The following is a 19,884-nucleotide window of genomic DNA, read 5'->3' as shown; positions in this document are numbered from 1 at the left end:
GCTGTCGCGATATTCGTGGCGAGCGGCCTTTTCCGTGCCCGGCAAGGGGATCGGACGAAAGAGGGCCGCTCTTCGCGGTGGTTGCGGAGAGCGGCCCTTTTCGGTGCCGGAGTTCTCGCGCCGGATCGGTTTCGCCGGATCGTGTGCACCACGGACAGGGTGATCAGCAGTGCCGCCGGTTCCGGAGGGCCGCCGCCGCGACATCCGCAGTGAGCGGCCTTTTCCGTGCCCGGCAAGGGGATCGGATGAAAGAGGGCCGCTCCCCGCAGCGTTCGCGGAGAGCGGCCCTTTTCGGTGCCGGAAGTTATCGCGCCGGGGGAGACGAGCCGGATCGGTTTCGCCGGATCGTGTGCACCACGAACAGCGTGATCAGCAGTGCCGCCACGCCGCCGCCGGTGCCGGCGAGTGCGACGATCATCGGGGTCGAGCTGATGCCGTCGGCGGGCGGCAGCTTGGCCTCCTGCACCACCGGCTTCGGCAGCGTCAGGTTGCCGGTGTCGCCGGGCAGGTTCGCGGTGAGCGCGGCGACCGGGTCGATCACGCCGTAGCCGACGAAGTTGTCGCGTCCGCCCGGCGCGGCCGGGTGCTGTGCGGTCGCCTTGAGCCGCTTGACCACGTCGCGGGCGCTCAGGTTCGGGTACATCGAGCGGACCAGCGCGGCGACGCCCGCCACGTACGGCGCGGCGAAGCTGGTGCCCTGGATCGGCGACGGGTTGCCGTTCGCGATGGTCAGGTTCGCGAGCCCGGTCGAATGTTCCGCCGGGTCGAGCGACACGATCTTGGTGCCCGGCGCGGCGACGCCGACCCACGGGCCGTGCACGCTGAACGGCGCGACGCCGCCGTCCTCCTGGATGGCCCCGACGGACAGCACGTCGTCGGAGAACCACGGCGGCGTGACGATCGACTTCGGCTTGTTCGGGTCGGCCTGGTCGTTCTGCGGGCAGTTCTCCGAGACGTTGCCCGCGGCCGCGACGACCACGATGTTGCGCTCGGCCGCGTAGTGCACCGCGGCCTGGACCTTGCGCTCGCCTTCCTGGATGTCGCCGGGCGCGGTGCCCGCGCGGCAGTGGTCGACCGACATGTTGATCACGCCGGCCTTGCCGCTGTCGGCGATGCCGCGGATGATCTGCGCGAGCGTGTTCAGCGTGCCCGCGGTGCCTTCCTTGGCCAGCTGCCGGTTGTCGCCCTTGTTGTCCTGCTGGGGCGCGGTGCCGCTGCCGGTGCCGCCGCCCGAGGACGGAGGCAGCTGGCTGTTGCTGCTGCCGCCCGTCGGAGGCTTGTTGTCTCCGCTCGCGGGCGGCTGGCCGGTTCCTCCCGACGGGGGAGCCGAGGGCTGCTGCGGCGGAGGGCTGTCGTCCTTGGCGTAGTTCTCGCTCAGCTGCCGGTAGGACACGATGCGCGCGTCCGGGGCGACGCCGATGAAGCCGACCTTCGGGTCCTGCGGATTGCCCGCGATGATCCCGGCGACCTCGGTGCCGTGGCCGTCGCAGTCCTGCAGGCCCGGCTCCGCGCCGTTGTCCGGGGTGGCGACGTAGTCCCCGCCGCTTTCCACCCGGCCCTGGAACCACGGATGCGGCGTGACGCCGGTGTCGATCACGGCGACCTTCTGGTTGCCGCCGACCGATCCGGTCGCCGCGCGGACGATTTCCTGCGCCTTCTGCAGCTGCAGGTAGTCCTGGCCCCACGGGCGGAAGTTGATCTCGACGTTCTGCCCGAGACTGCGCTGCACGCAGTCGTTTTTCTTCTTGTACGTGGTGTCCGGGCGGCCGCTGTCGGCGGGCGGCGCGTCGCCGGGACCCAGCGGCGGGGGAGTGGCCCAGGTGCCCGCGGGCGCGTCCGCCGTCTGTGCCGAGGCCGGAGCGGCGGCGAACGGCGACGCCAGCCCGAGCCCGGCCGCGAACAGCGCCACCCCGGCCCGGCCCGGAAGGCCGAGCCTGCGGGGGAAGGAACGTCGGGAGCCCATCGCGGCGCTCACTTGAGGTTGAGGTGGCGCAGCGTCGAGTAGAGGTCCATCACGCCGAGGGCGAGCGGGAGCACTACCGCGATGCAGATCGCCTCGATGATCTCCACGGTGCGCCGCAGCGGCGGCGAGAAGCGCTGGTCCGGGAAGACGACGCCGACCACGAGGGCGGCCGCGGCGATCAGGATCAGCGCGCCGAAGACGTACAGCAGCCGCTGCTCCGCGGTGGCGGAGAAGAACAGCCAGCCGAGCAGGATGCCCGCCGCGGCGACCATGCCGGTGGTGAGCAGCGCGATGGCCTGCGCGCCGTTGGCGTAGGCGCGGGCGCGCAGCAGCAGGACCAGCGTGGCGACGACGCCGAGGATGATGCCGAAGACGTTCGGCGCGGTGGCCGCGAGAACCGCCGCGACGGCCGTGGTCGCGCCGCAGCCGATCATCAGGCCGGTCATGTAGTCGTGCGCGACCGCGGTGCGCTGCTCGATCGCCTGGTAGTCCGGGAAGCCGGAGTCTTCCTTGAGTTCCTCGGCGGTGCTCGGCACGTACGGCAGCGGCAGCTTGGCGAGCCAGATGGTGGCGCGCGGCAGGAAGGAGATGCAGCCCAGCGCGACGGCGACCGTGCCCGCCGCGACCGACGCGGTGTCGGCGCTGGTCACGAGCGTCGCGACGAGGAAGGCGAGTGCGCCGAACACGCCGGCGGTGGCGGTGGCGATGAACACCCGGATGCCCGCGCCGACCACGAGGATGCAGACCGACGAGACGATCAGCACCAGCACCGCGCCGAGCAGCAGGTTCGCCCGCACCGACAGTCCGGGCACGATGTAGAACCCGCTCACGAACGCCAGCGGGAGGCCGCCCGCGGAGGCGATCAGCACGCCGGTGGCTTCGGCCTGGTAGGCCTTGGCGAGGGTGGCGCCGACCGCGACGCAGGCGATCGCGCCGAGGCCGCCGGCGATCGCCGGGCCGAGCGCGGAACCGCCGTAGAGGGAGCCGCTGAAGAACAGTGCCAGCGCGGCGAAGAACAGCGCGAGACCGCCCGCGGCGTGGCCGAACCGGCGCGCGGTTTCCTTCGTCCACGGACGGAAGGTGTCCGGGTCGGCCTCCGCGATGGCGTCGACCACGTCGTCGTACATCGGCGGCGGCGGGTTCTCGTTCCGCTTGCGCAGCTGCAGCAGCTCGCCGTCGACCACGCCGAGGGACGCGAGCGTCCGGCTGGGGTCGAGCGGGGCGTCGCCGAGCTTGGCCAGCGCCCACCCGCCGTGCCGGGCCCCGCCGTCCGGAGTGACCTCCTTGGCCATCTCCAGAAGCATGGGCAGCAGGTCGGCCACCGCCACGTCGGCCGGAAGCGCGACGTCGATGCGCGTCGTCGGTGCGACCACCGTGACCCTGCTGAATACCGTCGTGCCCGTTGCCACTAGATCCCCCGCTCTGAAGAGTCAGCTCCCGGGGAACTTATACCGAACCTGGGGACAGGTTTCAGCGCGTCTCCGCAAATCATCGGCGAAACTACCCGTCCAGGCCGGGCTGGGCCAGATCGACCAGCGGATTCGTCCGCCTGGTCCGATAACTGTCGGTGGCGGTCCTTACACTCGGGCGCACTGGGAGGACAGGTCCCGCCGGGGCCTGAGGAGGGGGTGCGAGGTGCCGATCCTGGAGTTGGCCGGATTTCCGGGACGACGTTCGATAGGTTGTCCCGCGCACCCGGGTGCAGGCGTCGAGCAGGAATAGAGGGGTCCTTCGAGATGAGCACGCTGCAGTTCAAGAAGTCGCCGCGGCTGGCCGCGCCGCGCCCGCCGGGCGGCGAGGTGCATCTCGAGCCGCCGCCCGAGGTGCCCCGCACGATCCCGGGAAACATCGTCGCCAAGGCGATTCCGGGCGTGATGATCTTCGCGTCGCTCGGGATGATGGTCTTCATGTTCACGGCGGGCGGCAAAAACCCGACCACGATCATGATGAGCGGCATGATGCTGATGGGCACTGTCGGCATGCTCGCCGGAGGCGGCGGCAAGGGCGGTGGCCAGAAGAAGGCCGAGATGGACGAGGACCGCAAGGACTACCTGCGGTACCTGGGCCAGATGCGCGACCGCGCCCGCGAGGCGATGGTCGACCAGCGGGCCGCTCTCGAATGGGTGCACCCGGACCCGCAGTCGCTGTGGTCGCTCGCGGCGAGCCGCCGGATGTGGGAGCGCAGGCAGAACGACCAGGACTTCCTGCACCTGCGCGTCGGCCGCAGCTCGCACCGCCTCGCCACCCGGCTGGTCCCGCCCCAGACCGGCCCGGTGGACGAACTGGAGCCGATCGCCACCCTCGCGCTGCGCCGGTTCGTGCGCGCGCACTCGATCGTGCCGGACCTGCCCACCCAGATCACCCTCCGCGGTTTCGCGGCGGTCAGCATGCAGGGCGAGCGGCACCGCACCCGCGCGCTGACCCGCGCGATGCTGGCCCAGCTGGTCACCTTCCACAGCCCGGACGACGTGATGATCGCGGTCGCCACCGCGGGCCGGGCGAAGCAGGAGTGGGAGTGGGCGAAGTGGCTCCCGCACGCCCAGCACCCGACGCTGTCGGACGGCATCGGCCAGCTGCGGATGATGGCGGGCTCGCTCAAGCAGATCGAAGACTGGCTGGACGAGGAGCTGCGCGACCGGCAGCGGTTCTCCCGCAACGCGACGCCTGCCCCGGACCAGCCGCACATCGTGATCGTCATCGACGACGCCGAGGTGACCCGCGAGGAGCAGATCATCCTCGAGGAGGGCCTGGTCGGCGTCACCCTGGTCGACCTGTCCGATTCGATCGGCAACCTCGCCGCCCGGCGCGGCCTGCGGCTCGTGGTCGAGGAGGAGCGGCTGGGCGCGCGCAGCGCGGGCGGCGTCGAATGGTTCGGCCGTCCGGACAAGCTGAGCGTGGTCGAGGTCGAGGCGCTGGCCCGGCTGATCGCGCCGTACCGCGTCGGCGGGGGCGGCGGAACGGACGTCAGCGAGGAAGAGCCGCTGCTGTCCAACCCGTCGCTGCTGGAGCTGCTCGGGATTCCGGGCGACCCGATGACGTTCGACGTGCAGCAGGCGTGGCGGCCCCGGCCGATCCGCGACCGCTACCGCGTCCCGTTCGGGGTCGGCGAGTACGGCCAGCCGGTGGAGCTGGACATCAAGGAGGCCGCGGCGGAGGGCATGGGCCCGCACGGCCTGTGCATCGGCGCGACCGGTTCCGGCAAGTCGGAGTTCCTCCGCACGCTGGTGCTGGGCATGCTGGCCACGCATTCGTCCAGCACGCTGAACTTCGTCCTCGTCGACTTCAAGGGCGGCGCGACGTTCCTCGGCCTGGACAAGGCCCCGCACGTGTCCGCGGTCATCACCAACCTCGCGGACGAGGTGACGCTGGTCGACCGTATGAAGGACGCGCTGGCCGGCGAGATGAACCGCCGCCAGGAAGCGCTGAAGAACGGCGGCAACTTCAAGAACGTCTGGGAGTACGAGAAGGCCCGCGAGAACGGAGCCGACCTCGACCCGCTGCCCGCGCTGTTCATCGTCTGCGACGAGTTCTCCGAGCTGCTGGCGGCGAAGCCGGACTTCATCGACCTGTTCGTCGCCATCGGCCGGCTGGGCCGGTCGCTGCAGATGCACATGCTTCTCGCGTCGCAGCGGCTGGAAGAGGGCAAGCTGCGCGGTCTCGACTCGCACCTGTCCTACCGGATCGGCCTGAAGACGTTCTCCGCGGCGGAATCCCGCGCGGCGATCGGCGTGCCGGACGCGTTCGAACTGCCGTCGGTCCCCGGTGGCGGTTACCTGAAGTACGACACCTCGACCCTGGTGCGGTTCAAGGCTGCCTACGTGTCGGGCCCGTACCGGCCCGCCGGCATCAAGGCGGCCGGTCCGGCCGCGACGGTGGTGCGCGCGGACAAGCGGCCGCAGCTGTTCGTGCCGGACTTCGTGGAGCTGCCGAAGGAACCCGAGCCGGAACCGGTCGTCGAGGAAGAGGCTCCGAAGCAGCAGGAGTCCGAAGAGGCGGTCGAGCCCAGCGAGCTGGACGTGATCGTCAGCCGCCTGGTCGGGCAGGGCCCGCCGGCGCACGAGGTGTGGCTGCCGCCGTTGAACGAGCCGAACTCGCTCGACACGATGCTGCCGAACCTGAACCCCACCGACGACCGCGGGCTGTCCCCGGTCGGGTTCTTCGGCAACGGCAGGCTGCAGGTGCCGCTGGGCATCGTCGACCGGCCGTACGAGCAGCGGCGCGACCTGCTGTGGGCGGACTTCTCCGGTGCGCAGGGCCACGGCGTCATCGCCGGCGGTCCGCAGTCGGGCAAGTCGACCATGCTGCGGACGCTGATCATGTCGATGGCGCTCACCCACACCCCCGAGGAAGCGCAGTTCTACTGCCTCGACCTCGGCGGCGGCACCCTCGCCGGCCTCGCGGACCTTCCGCACGTCGGCGGGGTCGCGGTGGCCCGGCGCGAGCCGGACAAGGCGCGCCGGATCGTGGCCGAGCTGACCACGCTGCTGACCGAGCGCGAAGGCCGGTTCGGGGCGCTGGGCGTCGACTCGATGACGGAGTTCCGCAACCGGAAGCGCCGCGGCGAGATCACGCCGGAGCAGGACCCGTTCGGCGACGCGTTCCTGATCGTGGACAACTGGCGGGCGCTGCGCGACGACTTCGAGGAGCTGGAGACGTCGATCACGCGGCTGGCCACGCAGGGTCTCGCGTACGGCGTGCACGTGATCATCTCGGCCAACCGGTGGGCCGACCTGCGGCCGGCGATCAAGGACATGCTCGGCACGCGGTTCGAGCTGCGCCTCGGCGACCCGACGGAGTCCGAAATGGACCGCCGGATCGCGGTCAACGTCCCGGCCGGGCGGCCGGGCCGCGGCCTGACCCGCGACAAGCTGCACCTGCTGACCGGGCTGCCGCGGATCGACGGGTCGAGCGATCCGGAGACGGTCGCGGCGGGCGTGGCGGACGCGGTCGCGAAGATCCGCGGCGCATGGCGCGGCCGGGTGGCCCCGCAGGTGCGCCTGCTGCCGGAGATGGTCACCTACGACGAGGTGCTGGCGATCGACCAGAAGCGGGACACCAAGCTCATCCCGATCGGGGTGAACGAGGAAGACCTGCAGCCGATCTACCTCGACTTCGACGCGGATCCGCACTTCTTCGCGTTCGCCGACGGCGAGTCCGGCAAGACCAACCTGCTGCGGCAGATCGCGCGCGGCATCGCCGACCGCTACACGCCGCAGGAGGCCGTGATCCTGCTGGTCGACTACCGGCGCACGATGCTCGGGTTCCTCGAGGGCGATTCGCTGCTCGGCTACGCGGTGTCGTCGGCCCAGCTGGACAGCATGGTCCAGGACGTGCACGGGTCGATGACGCGGCGGCTGCCGGGTCCGGACGTCACCCAGGAGCAGCTGAAGACCCGGTCCTGGTGGACCGGTCCGGAGCTGTTCATCCTGGTCGACGACTACGACCTGGTGGCCACGCAGTCCACCAACCCGCTCAAGCCGCTGTCGGAGTTCCTCGCCCAGGCGAAGGACGTCGGCCTGCACTTGATCGTGGTCCGGCGCACCGGTGGTGCGTCGCGGGCGGCCTACGACCCGATCATCGGCAAGCTCAAGGAGCTGGCGGCCACCGGCATGGTGATGAACGGTTCGCGCGACGAGGGCGTGCTGATCGGCAACATCCGGCCGAGCGCCATGCCGCCGGGCCGGGGCAACTTGCTGAGCCGCAAGAACGGGAAGCAGCTCGTGCAGGTGTCGTGGATCCAGCCCGACTGACCGACTGGGGAGCCGTCGCGGTTGACGGAAGGGGCGCCCGGTGACGGTGCGGGTCGCGGTCGACTTCGGGACCTCGAGCACCTGTGTCGTCGTGTCGGTCAACGGCCGCGAGCCGCAGGTCGTGGTGATCGACGGGCAGCCGCTGATGTCGTCGGCGGTGTACGCGGCGTCCGACGGCACCCTGTTCGTCGGCCAGGAGGCCGAGCGGCAGGCGGCCGTCGACCCGTCGCGGTACGAGCCGAATCCGAAGCGGCGGATCGACGAGGGCGATCTGCTGCTCGGCGATTCGGTGCTGCGGGTCATCGACGTGGTGCACGCGGTGCTGGACCGGGCGGTCGCGGAGGCGCGGCGCGTCGCGGGCGACGTCGAGGTGGATCTGCTGGTGCTCACCCACCCGGCGGACTGGGGCGCGATCCGCACCCGGCTGCTGCGCCAGGCCGCGGGCCGGCTGGCGCGCGAGGTGGCGCTGGTGCCGGAACCGGTGGCCGCGGCGGTGTACCACGCGGCCACCTTCGCCCCAGAGGCCTCGCCGGGCGGGCGGACGGTCGAGTTCTCCGGACGTCCTGGCGACGCGCTGGCGGTGCTCGACCTCGGCGGCGGCACGGTCGACGTGAGCGTCGTCCAGCGGTCGCCGGAGGCCGCACGCGCGGCCCGGGCGCCGGGCGCGCCGCCGCAGCGGGGCGGGTTCCAGGTGCTGGCCACGCGAGGAGACCCGAGTTTCGGCGGGGCGGACATCGACCAGGCGTTGCTGGAGCACGTCGGGTCGCTGGTGTCCGGTACGGATCCGCAGGCGTGGCAGCACCTGGTCGAGGGCCGGGAGCTGGCTGAGCGGCGGCGGCGCCGGGTGCTGCGCCAGGACGTCCGCGGCGCCAAGGAGACGTTGTCGCGGCACACGTACACCGATGTGCCGTTGCCGCCGCCGTTCGCGGACGCGCACGTGACCCGGGCGGACCTGGAGCGGCTGATCGGGCCTCAGCTCGGCCGGGTGGTCGAGCTGACCAGCGCCGCGATCGCCGACTCCGGCCTGCGCCCGAAGCAGCTCGCGGCGATCTTCCTCGTCGGCGGTTCGAGCCGGATCCCGATGATTTCCCGGCTGGTGCACGAGCGCACCGGCGTGGTGCCGACGAGCCTGGACCAGCCGGAGACCGTCGTGGCGCGCGGCGCGCTCCGTGCGGTGCTGCTGGAACCGGACCGCACCGGCGCGCTGCCCGGTTCGTCGATCCCGGGGCAAGCCGACCACCGCACCGAGATCGTCCGCGGGGACGCGCCGGTCCGGCGGGGTCCGGTGCCGAACGCGCCGCCGCGGAGCGCTCCGCAGCCATTGCCGCCGCGCGGCTTCCCGCCCGCGGACCCGGCAAGGGGACCGCAAAGCGTGCCGTTCGGTGCGGTAGCGCCCGCCGGCCCGAGTCCACTGCAGACTGGACCGGGCAAAAACGCGTTGGGGCAGAACGGTTCTGCGAACGGAGCGTTCGCCGTTCCCAGCGCGGACGCGCCGGGCGGCTCCGCGGGCAAGGCGAAGAAACGCCGCCGGCTGTGGCTGATCACCGCGGCGGTGGCCGTCGTGGCGTTGCTCGCGGGCGGAGTCGTTTACTTCGTCAGTCGCGGGGACGACTCGGATCAAGGCCGTTCGTTCTCCCAATACGACTTCAGCCTCGTCGCGCCGAGCGACTGGATCCAGACCACCGACGAGGTCGCGGACCGGCAGGTCATCCTGCACCCGCAGGACGCGGCCAACGGCAACGATCTCGTGCTCGCGCAGGAGTTCGTGATGGACTACGACGCGACGGCCGACCGGCAGAAACTTGTCGAGGCTTTGCGGTCCGGGGTCAGCGGAAACGCGAACTACACTGCGTTCCGCCCCGATCTGACTTACGGTGGCCGGACCGTGATCGGCTATGTCGAGAACAAACCGGAACGGATTACCGTCCGCTGGTACGTGCTCGTGCAGGGCCGGATCCGGGTGCACGTCGGCTGCCAGTACCAATCGCCCGCGGTACAGCAGCGCGTCGACGCCGCGTGCGAGCAAGTGGTGCGCACGTTGAAGATCACCAGCTGAAGGAGCGAGCGCCTGTGCCGTCCGAACCGGAATCCGCGCCGGCGGCATTCACCCGAGCGGGACAGGACGCCGTCACCTTCTCGCGCCGCGTCGCGAGCACCGCGCTCGCGCGCAGCGAACGCCACCGCGGCGAAAACCGGGAATTGCTCAAGGAGTTCGGCAGGCGCCGCCTTTCCGGCGCCGCGGAACCCGCGCCGTCCGCGTTGCGCGGGGCCGCCCGCCGGTTCCGCGCGGCCCGCGGATTGCCGATGCCCGCCGAGCCCGTGGCGCCCGAGCCGGTTCCCGTTCGTCCCAAGATTTCGCCCGAACAGACCCGGACGAGTGAAGAGGACGAGGACTTTTCGCAGTCGCGAATCATGAGCCGGGACTCCTGAAACTGTCCGGGAACCGGCTGTGCGTGTGCTAACCACGCTGGTGGACAAGCTTTTTTCGGCAGCTCCGGCACGCCGTTCACCCGGCCGTTGCCAGTCGGTTCCCTTGTCCCGCGTTCACGCAAGCAACTACTTGCGAAGAAGTCGCGACAAGTGTGAACCGAACTGGCAATGTCTTCGTCGTAGGTGCAGTGCCGGAAACACCAGCCGGCACGCACAACCACTGACGAAGGGGGTAGCTCCCATGGCTGCTGGCGGTTTCACTGGGGATCCGAAGGAATTCACCGCGGCGGAAGGTCGCGTCGTCGACGCGACCAGCCGGATGAACAAGAACCTGAGCGACCTGCGCTCGAACATCGAGGCGACCCGCGCGGGCTGGGAAGGCGACGCGCAGCGTGCCTTCGACAACGTCATGCGCCGCTTCGACGACGCCGGCCGCGGCCTGAACGACGCGCTGCACCGCATCGGTGAGCTGCTCCAGGAAGCGGGTTCCACCTACGCCAAGAGCGAGGCTGCGCAGCACGAGCACATCAACTCGCTGAACAAGGGCTTCGGCGTTCTCGGCTGATCCAGATCTTTCCGTTCCAGATTCGCCTTCATCTTCCATTCTTTCTTCTGACAGGAGTTCGACATGCCTGACGGCCGCATTGTTGTTGATCCGGGTACCATCCACCGCGCCGCGGAGGACTGCACCGCCACCGGTGGCGAGCTGAAGACGCTCTTCGACAACCTGAAGAGCGACCTCAACCCGCTGACCCACAGCTGGACCGGTGAAGCGAAGGACCAGTACATCCAGGCCCAGAACGAGTGGGACCAGAAGTTCGACGAGCTGACCCAGCTCCTCGCGCAGATCGCCGCCGTGCTGCCGCAGATCGCCGACGGCTACCAGGCGACGGACCGCTCGGTGCAGAACCTGTTCTGAGCCAAGCTCCGAAACCACGGCGGGCCGGGCGCCTTCGGGTGCCGGCCCGCCGTTTTCGTGTGCCGGAAACGCGTTTCGCCGCTTAACGCGGGCGTCGACGGAATATTCTGTCTTGGAGTTGAGCCGCCGCCCGGTCAGTTTCCGCCGCTCAGTGCGGTGCCCCGACAGAATATTCCGGCTTGTCGTTGAGCACCCGCACCGTCACCTTCTTCGGCTGCCCGCCGACCTGCACCGTGCAGTCGAACGTGGTGCCGTTCTCGATCGGCTGCCCGGACGGGCACGCGACGTTCTTCACGTCCGGCTCGCCGTAGTTCTCGTTCAGCACCCGGGAAACGCCCTCCTGCAGCGACTTCTGGTCAAGGGTGTCCCCGCTGAACACCCCGGCCGCCCACGAGATCCCGGCCGCGGCGGCGAGCACCACCACGACCGCCCCGGCGATCAGGAACGGTTTCTTCGACCGCGGTTTTCCGGGCGTGGCCGAGGAAAACGCGCCGAGCCCGCCGTACTCGGACGGCTGGAACCCGCCGCCGTAAGGGTTTCCGGGCGGCTGCGGCCCTGGCTGGACCGGGGTCGGCTGGCTGGGCGCCTGGCCGGGCCCGCCGTACGGCGCGGGCGCCGGCTGGCTCTGCGGCTGACCGTAGGGCTGCGCCGGATAACCCTGCTGCGGATACTGCGCCTGCGGAAACTGGTGAGGTTGCGCCCACTGGCCGCCCGGCTGGCCGGAGCTGTCCACTTCGGACGGATAACCCGGCTGCCGCGGCGGCGTGTTCGTGCCCGGCTGCCACCATTGCGGCTGCCCCTGCGGGTGCTGGTCGGGTGGCTGGGTCATCGGTGGTCACCTCGGGGATCGGTCGGCGCGGGGATCGGCGAACGGGCGCGCATCAGCGGCCCTGCAGTTCGCCGAGCCTGCGGTAGAAGTCCTGTTTGGCCGCGTCGTCCGCGAGGACGGTGACCTGGGAGGCGTCCGGCACCGTGGGCAGGTCCGAGGAGGTGGCCTCGCCGGTGAACTTGAACTCGTAGCGCAGTTCGACCTTGTGCCCGTCGCCCTCGAACTTGGCCGCCATGGTGAACGCGGCGAGCGAGCCGTCCGGCTTCAGCGTGATGGTGCTCGGCACGACCGCCTTGCGCAGTTCCGGCCCGACCTGGTTGAGGAGCTTGTCCGGAAGCAGTTCGACGCGCCGGTCGAGGAAGATCGGGAACGGCACGTTCACGCTCAGCTGCTCGGTGCCGTCCGCGGAGCTCTTCGCGCCGCGCAGCGCTTTCTTGTCCGCCTTGTACGCGCTGTCGACCGCGTCGCCCATCTTGCACGCGATCTGCACCCCGCCCCACGCGCACGGCTGGACGAGCCCGGCCTCCGGCTTGGGCATCGACACCCACGGCGTCGGCGCGAGCGACTTGTAGGCCGGGCCGAGGTAGAGGTACTCGACGGCGCCGTCGGCCGGGGTGAACGAGTCGAGGAACTCGTTGGGGTTCTTCTGCGACCGGTTGTGCACGATGCGGCTCTCCGGGCTGCCGGTGCGCGCCGAGGTGACGATGTTGTGCAGGTACTTGTCGTCGAACTTGAAGTACCGGTCCGCGGAGTTGGTCACATTGCGCGGCTCGACGATCGTGTCCGCGAGCTTCGACATGGCCTTCTCGAACTTCGCGCCGACGTACGCGGCGGCCTGGTCGCCGTCGGGCAGCGCGGTGCCGGCGCGGGCCTGCCCGCACGCCGTCGCGAGTGCCAGCACGGCGGCGACGGCTCCCGCCGTCCGGGCGGCTCGGGTCGTCCTCGCTCGTGTCTTCAACTGCTGTCCCCAGGTGCTCGTCGTGCTGGCGCGGCTGCGCGCCCGAATCGTCTCATCCTGGTCCGACCCGCGCGGCGGCGTGGTGGTTCCGGGAGCTGGTCGGGTAAGCTGCGACCGGCCGACGAGGCGCCTTCGCACCCCCCGCTGCACAGCAATGGGACCACAGGGGTATCTTCATATGTCGTTGTGCGTTGCGGCGCGTCAGCGCTCGGCCCGCACATTACCCACACGCAATGACGACGAGGTAGACCCTTGCCCACGTACAGCCCCAAGCCCGGCGACGTCACTCGTGCCTGGCACGTGATCGACGCCGAGGATGTCGTGCTCGGACGGCTCGCGACCGAGGTCGCCACGCTGCTGCGCGGCAAGCACAAGCCGACCTACGCCCCGCACGTGGACACCGGTGACTTCGTCATCATCGTCAACGCCGAGAAGGTCGCTCTCACCGGTAACAAGCGCGAGCAGAAGTTCGCGTACCGGCACAGCGGTTACCCCGGCGGTCTGCGGAAGCGCTCCTTCGGCGAGCTGCTCGACACCAAGCCCGAGCACCTCGTGGAGAAGGTGGTCAAGGGCATGCTGCCGAAGAACAAGCTCGGCCGCGCCATGGCCAAGAAGCTGAAGGTGTACGCCGGCCCGCAGCACCCGCACGCCGCGCAGCAGCCGCAGGCGCGCGAGATCACCAAGATCGCGCAGGTCGCGCAGTGAGTGAGGAACAGTTGACCAGCACCGAGACCGAGGTCGTCGCTTCGACCGAGACCCCCGCCGAGGCCGTGGCGACCAGCGAGTCCGCCGCCGCTCCGCGCCCGTCGCGTGCCGCCGGTGGCAACGCGCAGACGGTCGGCCGCCGCAAGGAGGCCGTGGTCCGCGTCCGCGTCGTGCCGGGTACCGGTGAGTTCAAGCTCAACGGCAAGTCGCTCGAGCAGTACTTCCCGAACAAGGTGCACCAGCAGCTCATCCGCGAGCCGCTCGTGACCGTCGAGAAGCCGGACTCCTTCGACATCTTCGCCAACCTCAAGGGCGGCGGGATCTCGGGCCAGGCGGGCGCGCTGCGTCTCGCCATCGCCCGTGCGCTGGTCGAGGTGGACGCCGACGACCGCCCGGCCCTGAAGAAGGCCGGCTTCCTGACCCGTGACGCGCGCGCCACGGAGCGGAAGAAGTACGGCCTCAAGAAGGCCCGCAAGGCCCCGCAGTACTCCAAGCGCTGATGCTTCGTTCGTGGGCGAACCCTGCTCGCGCCTGACGGCGCTTCGCCGGGCTCACTCCGCGATCACATTGGGGGTCGAACCCCCAAGCCCCCGCCAGGGGCAAGCCCCTGGACCCCGGCGGCGTACGTAGGTCTCACCTTCGTGCGCCGCCGGTTGCGTTTTGCGGCCCCGATAGCCCCCCTGCCCTTCGGCTGGGCGGCTGCGTCGAGGGCTAGACTTTCGGTCTTGCAGTTCGAGGAGAGGGATCAGATGGCTCGACTGTTCGGCACCGACGGGGTACGCGGTCTGGCCAATGCCGACCTGTCCCCGGAGCTGGCCCTGTCGGTCGCGGCGAGCGCCGCCCGGGTGCTGGCGGCTCACGACCGTTCGCACCGTCCGGTGGCCGTGGTCGGCCGCGATCCGCGGGCGAGCGGCGAGATGCTGGAGGCCGCCGTGGTGGCGGGCCTCGCGTCGGCCGGTGCGGACGTCCTGCGGCTCGGCGTGCTGCCGACCCCCGCCGTCGCGTACCTCGTCGGTGCGCTGGAGGCGGACCTCGGCGTGATGATCTCCGCCTCGCACAACCCCATGCCGGACAACGGCATCAAGCTCTTCGCCGCCGGCGGGCACAAACTGCCGGACAGCATCGAGGACGAGATCGAAGCCGGGCTCGGCGCGACCGGCGTCACCCGCCCGACCGGCGACGGGGTCGGCCGCGTGACCGACGTCCCGGACGCGCTCGACAAGTACATCGAGCACCTGGTCGCCGCGACGCCGCACCCGCTGACCGGCCTGAAGGTCGTGGTGGACTGCGCGAACGGCGCGTCGTCCGCGGCCGCCCCGGAGGCGTACCGCCGGGCAGGCGCCGAGGTCGTGGCCCTGCACGCGGAGCCGGACGGCATCAACATCAACGACAGCTGTGGCTCGAACCACCCGGACCTGCTGCGCGCGGCAGTCGTCGAACACGGCGCCGACCTCGGCATCGGCCACGACGGAGACGCCGACCGCTGCGTGGCCGTCGACGCCGCAGGCGAACTCGTGGACGGCGACCAGATCATGGCGGTCCTGGCGCTGGCGCTGGCCGAAGAAGGCGCGCTGGTCAAGGACACCCTGGTCGCGACCGTGATGAGCAACCTCGGCCTGCACCTGGCGATGAAGGCGCACGGCATCACGGTCGTCACGACCGCGGTGGGCGACCGCTACGTGCTGGAGGAACTGCGCGCCTCGGGCCTGGCCCTCGGCGGCGAACAGTCCGGCCACGTGGTCCTCCCGGCCCACGCCACCACCGGCGACGGCCTCCTGACCGCGATGCGCCTGATGGCCCGGATGGCCGCGACGGGCAAACCGCTGGCCGAACTGGCCGCGGTGATGAACCGGCTGCCGCAGGTGCTGGTCAACGTCCCGGTAGCGGACAAGGCAGCGGTCGCCGATTCCGCCGAGGTCCGCGACGCGGTCGGCGAGGTAGAAGCCGAACTCGGCGAGGAAGGCCGGGTCCTGCTGCGGCCGTCGGGAACCGAACAGCTGGTGCGGGTGATGGTGGAAGCCCCGGCCCACGCCACGGCCCAGGCAGCGGCGGACCGGCTGGCTGGGGTCGTGTCCGCGGTCTCCTGACCGAAATATGGTGAATACTCTGCGCCACCAGTGATCCGGCAGGTACATTCCGCAATGCGGGACTGACCGGGGAGGGGCGATGTACCACCAGAGTGAGGTGCCTCCGCATTTCGCCAGAAGCCTGGCGGCGATGGAGGAGGTGCGCGCACAGTACAGCGCTGACCACGAGCGCGCGATCGCCGACGACGAGGCCCGGCAGGCCGCGTTCGCGAAGCTGGTCGAGGAACACCGCGCTCAGGACGCACAGTCGCAAGCCGACCGCGAAGCCGCGCTCGCTGCTGCCGCCGAGGGAACCGAGGAAGACCGGGCCGCGTCGGAACAGGCAGAACGGACCGCCCAGCGGGTTGCCAAGCAGGTTGCCGAGGACGACGCGGCCGCCGCGATGTTCCGGGTCGAGGACGACACCGAACCGGTCGCGCCGGCAGCCGCTCCGCCGTCGGCGTCTCCTCCGCCCGCTTCGGCGGCCCGGCACCGGGCATGGGAGGACGACGACTTCTCGGCCACCAACTGGATTGACGCAGAGTAGCCGCGGGCGCGAGGGGAGAGGGCGACGATGGCGAAATTCCACATTGAGCCGGACCAGGTCAAAAAGGTGGCGAACGACGTCTCGACGATGAGCACCTCGTTCAAGGAAATCAAGACTTACACCGCGCAGTCCCAGCTGGCGCCCGCGCATTTCGGGAAGATCCCGGGCCTGTCCGAGGCGGCCGGAGCCTATGTGGCGAAGATGCAGGCGCTCGGCGACTCCGCCGCGAAGGGCAGTGCTTTTCTCGGCGGTTTCGCGGAGCGGCTCAACACCTCGGTGACCTTGCACAGCGAGAACGAGCAAGAGAACGCCTGGGGCGTCACGAACGCCGGCAAGGGAGCCTGACTGTGACTCCGCCACCGGACCAGGGCTCCGGTCGTCTCGGCGACACGATCATCGCCCCGCTGCAGCCTCCCGCGGACGTCCATCTCGACGACACGTCCGACAACATTCTCAAGCCGCTGGCCGGTTTCCGGGAAAAGATGACCGGCAAGCTCGTGCAGCCGTACACGCGGTGGATCCAGCATCCGTCGCGGAACCTCGGGCTGCGGTTCTCCCCGCCGTACGGACAGGGGGACGAAGAGAACCGGATGCTGAACGAACTCGGCGGGTTCGGGTTCGGCTATCTCTGGGGCGCACAGGGGCGCGCGGCCAACCTGGGCAAGGCGGCGAAAGCCGCGCAGGACGACACCGCTCAGGTCAAGCAAGGCCTGACCGCCGCCTGGCAGGGCAAGGCCGCCGATTCGGCAGCCGAAAAGCTGGACGATTTCAGCAAGGCCTCCGGCGAGTACCTCGGCACGGTCAACGGGTTCAGCCAGCTGCTTCAGCAGTTGTGGCAGACGGTCCGCAAGCCGATCGTCGATTTGGGACAGCTGCCCGAAAACGGCGGACAGGCGCCCAAGAAGTTCCTGGACGCGCACAAGCCCGAGGACACCGACGGGCTGCTGATGTTCATGGACCGGCTCGACGACGCGATCAAGTGGGGTCGCCAGAACGGCAACGCTCAAGGGGACATCGAAGTCATCTGGGGCGATGCGCGGAGCAAGTCCGAGGTGGCTCGCAGCCAGGAGGACGGCACCGGGCCGATCAATCCGCAGGACATTCGCAATATGTCGGTGGATCTGGACGTCCACTTCAACTCCAAGTGGTCCGACATGTTCTGCCGTCAGATGGACGAGTACTGCCAGCAGTACTCGGACGCGATGGATTGCTTCCGGCAGTACATCCGCAACGCCCACACGGCGGCGACGAACGCGTTGCGGGCGTTCTCCGACGGCCTGAACGTGCCGACCGATCCGTTCGGCCGCCTGCAACTCGGCGCGGACAGCGGCAGCGGCGGCCACGACACCGGCAAGGGCCGGAACGACGGCGGTGGCGGGGACACCAAGCCGCGCTCGTCCGGTGGCGGAGGCGACACGAAACCGCAGGAGGCCACGGTTCCGCCGCAGGTCGGTCCGACCCCAGCCCCGCCGCAGACTCCGCCCGCGCAGCCGGATCCGAACCAGAATCCGGTCACGCACAAGCCGCTCGAGGTGGATCCGTCGACCGGGCAGCCGTATCCGATCGACCCGCGGACCGGGGAAGCGGTCAAGACCGAGCACGAAGCGCCGGACACCGTGACGGTTCAGCACGGTGACCACAAGATCACCATGTCGGAGCCGGACTCCCACGGGAAGATGGCGGTCTCGATCGGCGACGGGACCGGGCACGACAAGGCGTATCAGCTCGATTTCGGCGACCCGGCCGCCAAAACCCCGGGAACCGGTGCTGACGCGGCGCAAGGGGATCCGGCAGCTCGTCCTCACGACGCTTCGGCACCGCCCGCGCACGACGCTCCCGGCGGCCCGGTCCACAAACAGCCGGACGGCACCGCGCCGACGGCTGACCCGAACCAGGTGCACCGCCCTGGCCCGGACGGAAAGATCCACATCGAGGACGGCAACCTCAAGATCACCGCCGAGCGCCCGAACGGGCCGGACGGGCCGACCGTCGTGACGGTGGACGACGGGTCCGGCGAGCCGACGAAATACACCCTCGACGAGCACGGAAAGATCGATCCGGCTACCGGACGGCCAGTCGACGGCCTGACCGCTCAGCAGCACGGCGGCGGTGCCACGAGCCCGGCCGCGCCTGCCAACGAACTGCCCGCGGAGCACGTTCGCGAAGGCCAGCGGGTCGTAGCTGACGCTGGCGCGGCTGCCGGACCTGCCCAGGCCGTGGCCGAGCACGCTGCCGCGAGGTACGAGCACGCGACGACCGGGCAGGCAGCGGACGGGCACGACCAGGCAGCCGGAGAGCAGACCGGACGGCACCACGCGCAGCCCGTCGCCGCGCAGGCAGCCGCGACCCCGGCCTACGGGACTCCGGTGGCCAGCGGCCCGGATGAGTCCACTACGGCGCAGTCGGTGCTGGACCCGTTCAGCAGCGACCCGGGGCTGGGCCACGTCCCGTCCGACCCCGGTCTCGGGGATTCGGCGGTTCCGGCCGGCTGGGAGCAGGGCGGAGCGGATCACCCGGCCGAACTCGGCACCGCGCCGACCACCACGGATCAGCAGCAAGGCCAGTCGATGGGCATGATGGGCAGCCCGATGATGGGCGGCGGAGGGCAAGGCAACTCCGCCGATCAGGAACGCGGGACCAGCGGTTACCGGGTCGACGGCGGCCTGTTCGGCACCGCGCCGGGCGGCAGCCGGATCAGCGGGTCGCTCGCCGAGGAGGACGAAGGACGGCGCTGATCAGGCAGCCGGTTCCTCGTCCTCCGGAACCTCGATCGGCGCCCGCTTCACATCCGCGTCCAGCAGCGGCAAGTACTTCTCCGTACCCGTCAAATGCGTGAGAAAGAACGCAGTGAACAGCGCCTTCACCAGTTGCTGAGTCGCCCGCTGCGGTTTGCCCTGCAGGAACAGCTGGCTCCAGTGCCTGCCTTCGGTCACCGCCAGGTGGGAGGACTTCGCCAGGGTTCGCAGCTGCACCGGGCCGGCCCACGACTGGGCGATGGCGTCCGCGTGGCCTACTGCCGGGGCGACCAGGTCGCCGTCCACGGCCAGGTGCAGGCCGGGGGCGTTGACGACCTTCGCGGCGTCCGTCGCGGACGGGAAGGTCTGTGCCGCGGCCACCGTCGCTACCGCGCGGACCTTCGGGCGGGCGTCGTCGCCTGCCGCGGCGGACTGGGCGGCTGCCAGTACTGCCGAGCCGGCGCCGGTGGAGTGGCCGGCCAGGCCCAGTTTGTCCGGGTCGACGCTGATGCCGTCCGGGCCGAGGCGGACCGTGGTGATGACGTCGAGCGTCGTCAGCAGGTCGCCGGCCAGCAGGCGGTGCGACGGGAGCGGGCCGAGCTGGGTCGCGGGGGCCGCGGCGACCACGCCCCAGCTCGCGAGGTGGTGCAGCAGCTGCCGGTAGCGCGTGGCGGGCTGCAGCCAGCCGTGCCCGAACGCGATGGCCGGGAGGCCGAGGCCTTGGCGCGGGGTGAACACGACGCCGGGCAGTCCGACCAGGGCGAGGTTGCCGCGCAAAACCTCGTGCGGACCTGGGTGGGACAGCTCCGTGAGCAGCTGCTTGGGCTTGCTGGCCATGCGCGTGACCTTACTGCCCGTGCCCGGTCCCGGCCCGGTGCGCCACCCCGATCGGTTTAGGGGTCCGCCGCCGCACTGCGCGCCGACCCGGTCAACGGTTGTCCGGAGGACGGCTCGCCCAGCTCAGCGGCACTGAAAACCCCGC

16 protein-coding genes are annotated in these 19,884 nt (G+C 70.5%); 11 read left to right on the top strand and 5 right to left on the bottom strand.

Features of this window, described 5'->3' with window-relative positions; genetic code table 11:
* Positions 1-304 precede the first annotated feature (304 nt).
* Together F9C11_RS03310 and eccD are read right to left on the bottom strand one after the other, a co-directional pair.
* Positions 305-1,963 carry a S8 family serine peptidase gene (locus F9C11_RS03310; protein WP_409183475.1) on the bottom strand — a complete coding sequence of 553 codons (1,659 nt, stop codon included), beginning with the start codon at positions 1,961-1,963 and terminating at the stop codon, positions 305-307.
* A gap of 8 nt (positions 1,964-1,971) precedes the next feature.
* Positions 1,972-3,372, bottom strand: coding sequence for a type VII secretion integral membrane protein EccD (eccD, locus tag F9C11_RS03305; RefSeq protein ID WP_409183474.1), 1,401 nt, complete (start codon positions 3,370-3,372; stop codon positions 1,972-1,974).
* A 327-nt stretch (positions 3,373-3,699) separates the two neighbouring features.
* On the opposite strand from eccD, the gene eccCa reads away from it, so the two are divergent.
* From eccCa to F9C11_RS03280, 5 genes are all read left to right on the top strand, one after another.
* Entirely contained in the window at positions 3,700-7,713 is a 4,014-nt protein-coding gene (eccCa, locus tag F9C11_RS03300) for a type VII secretion protein EccCa (RefSeq protein ID WP_409183473.1), read from the top strand.
* A 40-nt stretch (positions 7,714-7,753) separates the two neighbouring features.
* On the top strand, positions 7,754-9,769 hold the full coding sequence (locus F9C11_RS03295; protein ID WP_409183472.1) for a type VII secretion-associated protein: 2,016 nt from the start codon (positions 7,754-7,756) through the stop codon (positions 9,767-9,769).
* 14 nt (positions 9,770-9,783) lie between these two features.
* Positions 9,784-10,143 carry a hypothetical protein gene (locus F9C11_RS03290; protein WP_409183471.1) on the top strand — a complete coding sequence of 120 codons (360 nt, stop codon included), beginning with the start codon at positions 9,784-9,786 and terminating at the stop codon, positions 10,141-10,143.
* 241 nt (positions 10,144-10,384) lie between these two features.
* Positions 10,385-10,708 carry a WXG100 family type VII secretion target gene (locus F9C11_RS03285; RefSeq protein ID WP_037368543.1) on the top strand — a complete coding sequence of 108 codons (324 nt, stop codon included), beginning with the start codon at positions 10,385-10,387 and terminating at the stop codon, positions 10,706-10,708.
* A 63-nt stretch (positions 10,709-10,771) separates the two neighbouring features.
* Positions 10,772-11,062, top strand: a complete 291-nt coding sequence (locus tag F9C11_RS03280) for a WXG100 family type VII secretion target (RefSeq protein ID WP_409183470.1) — start codon at positions 10,772-10,774, stop codon at positions 11,060-11,062.
* Between the two features lie 148 nt (positions 11,063-11,210).
* Here F9C11_RS03280 and F9C11_RS03275 read toward each other — a convergent pair whose 3' ends face one another.
* Entirely contained in the window at positions 11,211-11,891 is a 681-nt protein-coding gene (locus F9C11_RS03275; protein ID WP_409183469.1) for a DUF4333 domain-containing protein, read from the bottom strand.
* A 52-nt stretch (positions 11,892-11,943) separates the two neighbouring features.
* Positions 11,944-12,849, bottom strand: a complete 906-nt coding sequence (locus F9C11_RS03270; RefSeq protein WP_409183468.1) for a hypothetical protein — start codon at positions 12,847-12,849, stop codon at positions 11,944-11,946.
* Between the two features lie 252 nt (positions 12,850-13,101).
* On the opposite strand from F9C11_RS03270, the gene rplM reads away from it, so the two are divergent.
* The 6 genes from rplM to F9C11_RS03240 all read left to right on the top strand — a co-directional run bounded on the left by rplM (position 13,102) and on the right by F9C11_RS03240 (position 18,902).
* A complete protein-coding gene (rplM, locus tag F9C11_RS03265) occupies positions 13,102-13,554 on the top strand; it encodes a 50S ribosomal protein L13 (RefSeq protein WP_009072361.1) in 453 nt (150 codons plus the stop codon).
* 11 nt (positions 13,555-13,565) lie between these two features.
* Entirely contained in the window at positions 13,566-14,054 is a 489-nt protein-coding gene (rpsI, locus tag F9C11_RS03260) for a 30S ribosomal protein S9 (protein ID WP_009072362.1), read from the top strand.
* Positions 14,055-14,303: 249 nt separating this feature from the next.
* The gene (gene glmM / locus F9C11_RS03255; protein WP_409183467.1) at positions 14,304-15,641 is read left to right on the top strand and encodes a phosphoglucosamine mutase; all 1,338 of its coding nucleotides are present in this window, start codon (positions 14,304-14,306) and stop codon (positions 15,639-15,641) included.
* 79 nt (positions 15,642-15,720) lie between these two features.
* On the top strand, positions 15,721-16,167 hold the full coding sequence (locus F9C11_RS03250; protein ID WP_409183466.1) for a hypothetical protein: 447 nt from the start codon (positions 15,721-15,723) through the stop codon (positions 16,165-16,167).
* 27 nt (positions 16,168-16,194) lie between these two features.
* On the top strand, positions 16,195-16,512 hold the full coding sequence (locus F9C11_RS03245; protein ID WP_409183465.1) for a hypothetical protein: 318 nt from the start codon (positions 16,195-16,197) through the stop codon (positions 16,510-16,512).
* Positions 16,513-16,514: 2 nt separating this feature from the next.
* Positions 16,515-18,902: a hypothetical protein gene (locus tag F9C11_RS03240; RefSeq protein WP_409183464.1), complete on the top strand. Its 2,388-nt coding sequence runs from the start codon at positions 16,515-16,517 to the stop codon at positions 18,900-18,902.
* Here F9C11_RS03240 and F9C11_RS03235 read toward each other — a convergent pair whose 3' ends face one another.
* The gene (locus F9C11_RS03235; RefSeq protein ID WP_409183463.1) at positions 18,903-19,739 is read right to left on the bottom strand and encodes a chlorophyllase/cutinase-like alpha/beta fold protein; all 837 of its coding nucleotides are present in this window, start codon (positions 19,737-19,739) and stop codon (positions 18,903-18,905) included.
* Positions 19,740-19,884 lie beyond the last annotated feature (145 nt).

This window comes from Amycolatopsis sp. VS8301801F10 (genome assembly GCF_046195355.1).
Classification (GTDB): domain Bacteria; phylum Actinomycetota; class Actinomycetes; order Mycobacteriales; family Pseudonocardiaceae; genus Amycolatopsis.
This window is presented reverse-complemented; position numbering and strand designations above follow the sequence as displayed.

What these genes read in the sequence shown, in the direction of transcription:
- F9C11_RS03250 (WP_409183466.1), top strand. Translation starts at nt 15,721, where the DNA reads ATGTACCACCAGAGTGAGGTGCCTCCGCATTTCGCCAGAAGCCTGGCG.
- glmM (WP_409183467.1), top strand. Translation starts at nt 14,304, where the DNA reads ATGGCTCGACTGTTCGGCACCGACGGGGTACGCGGTCTGGCCAATGCC.
- F9C11_RS03280 (WP_409183470.1), top strand. Translation starts at nt 10,772, where the DNA reads ATGCCTGACGGCCGCATTGTTGTTGATCCGGGTACCATCCACCGCGCC.
- F9C11_RS03235 (WP_409183463.1), bottom strand. Translation starts at nt 19,739, where the DNA reads ATGGCCAGCAAGCCCAAGCAGCTGCTCACGGAGCTGTCCCACCCAGGT.
- eccCa (WP_409183473.1), top strand. Translation starts at nt 3,700, where the DNA reads ATGAGCACGCTGCAGTTCAAGAAGTCGCCGCGGCTGGCCGCGCCGCGC.
- F9C11_RS03275 (WP_409183469.1), bottom strand. Translation starts at nt 11,891, where the DNA reads ATGACCCAGCCACCCGACCAGCACCCGCAGGGGCAGCCGCAATGGTGG.
- F9C11_RS03245 (WP_409183465.1), top strand. Translation starts at nt 16,195, where the DNA reads ATGGCGAAATTCCACATTGAGCCGGACCAGGTCAAAAAGGTGGCGAAC.
- F9C11_RS03285 (WP_037368543.1), top strand. Translation starts at nt 10,385, where the DNA reads ATGGCTGCTGGCGGTTTCACTGGGGATCCGAAGGAATTCACCGCGGCG.
- F9C11_RS03310 (WP_409183475.1), bottom strand. Translation starts at nt 1,963, where the DNA reads ATGGGCTCCCGACGTTCCTTCCCCCGCAGGCTCGGCCTTCCGGGCCGG.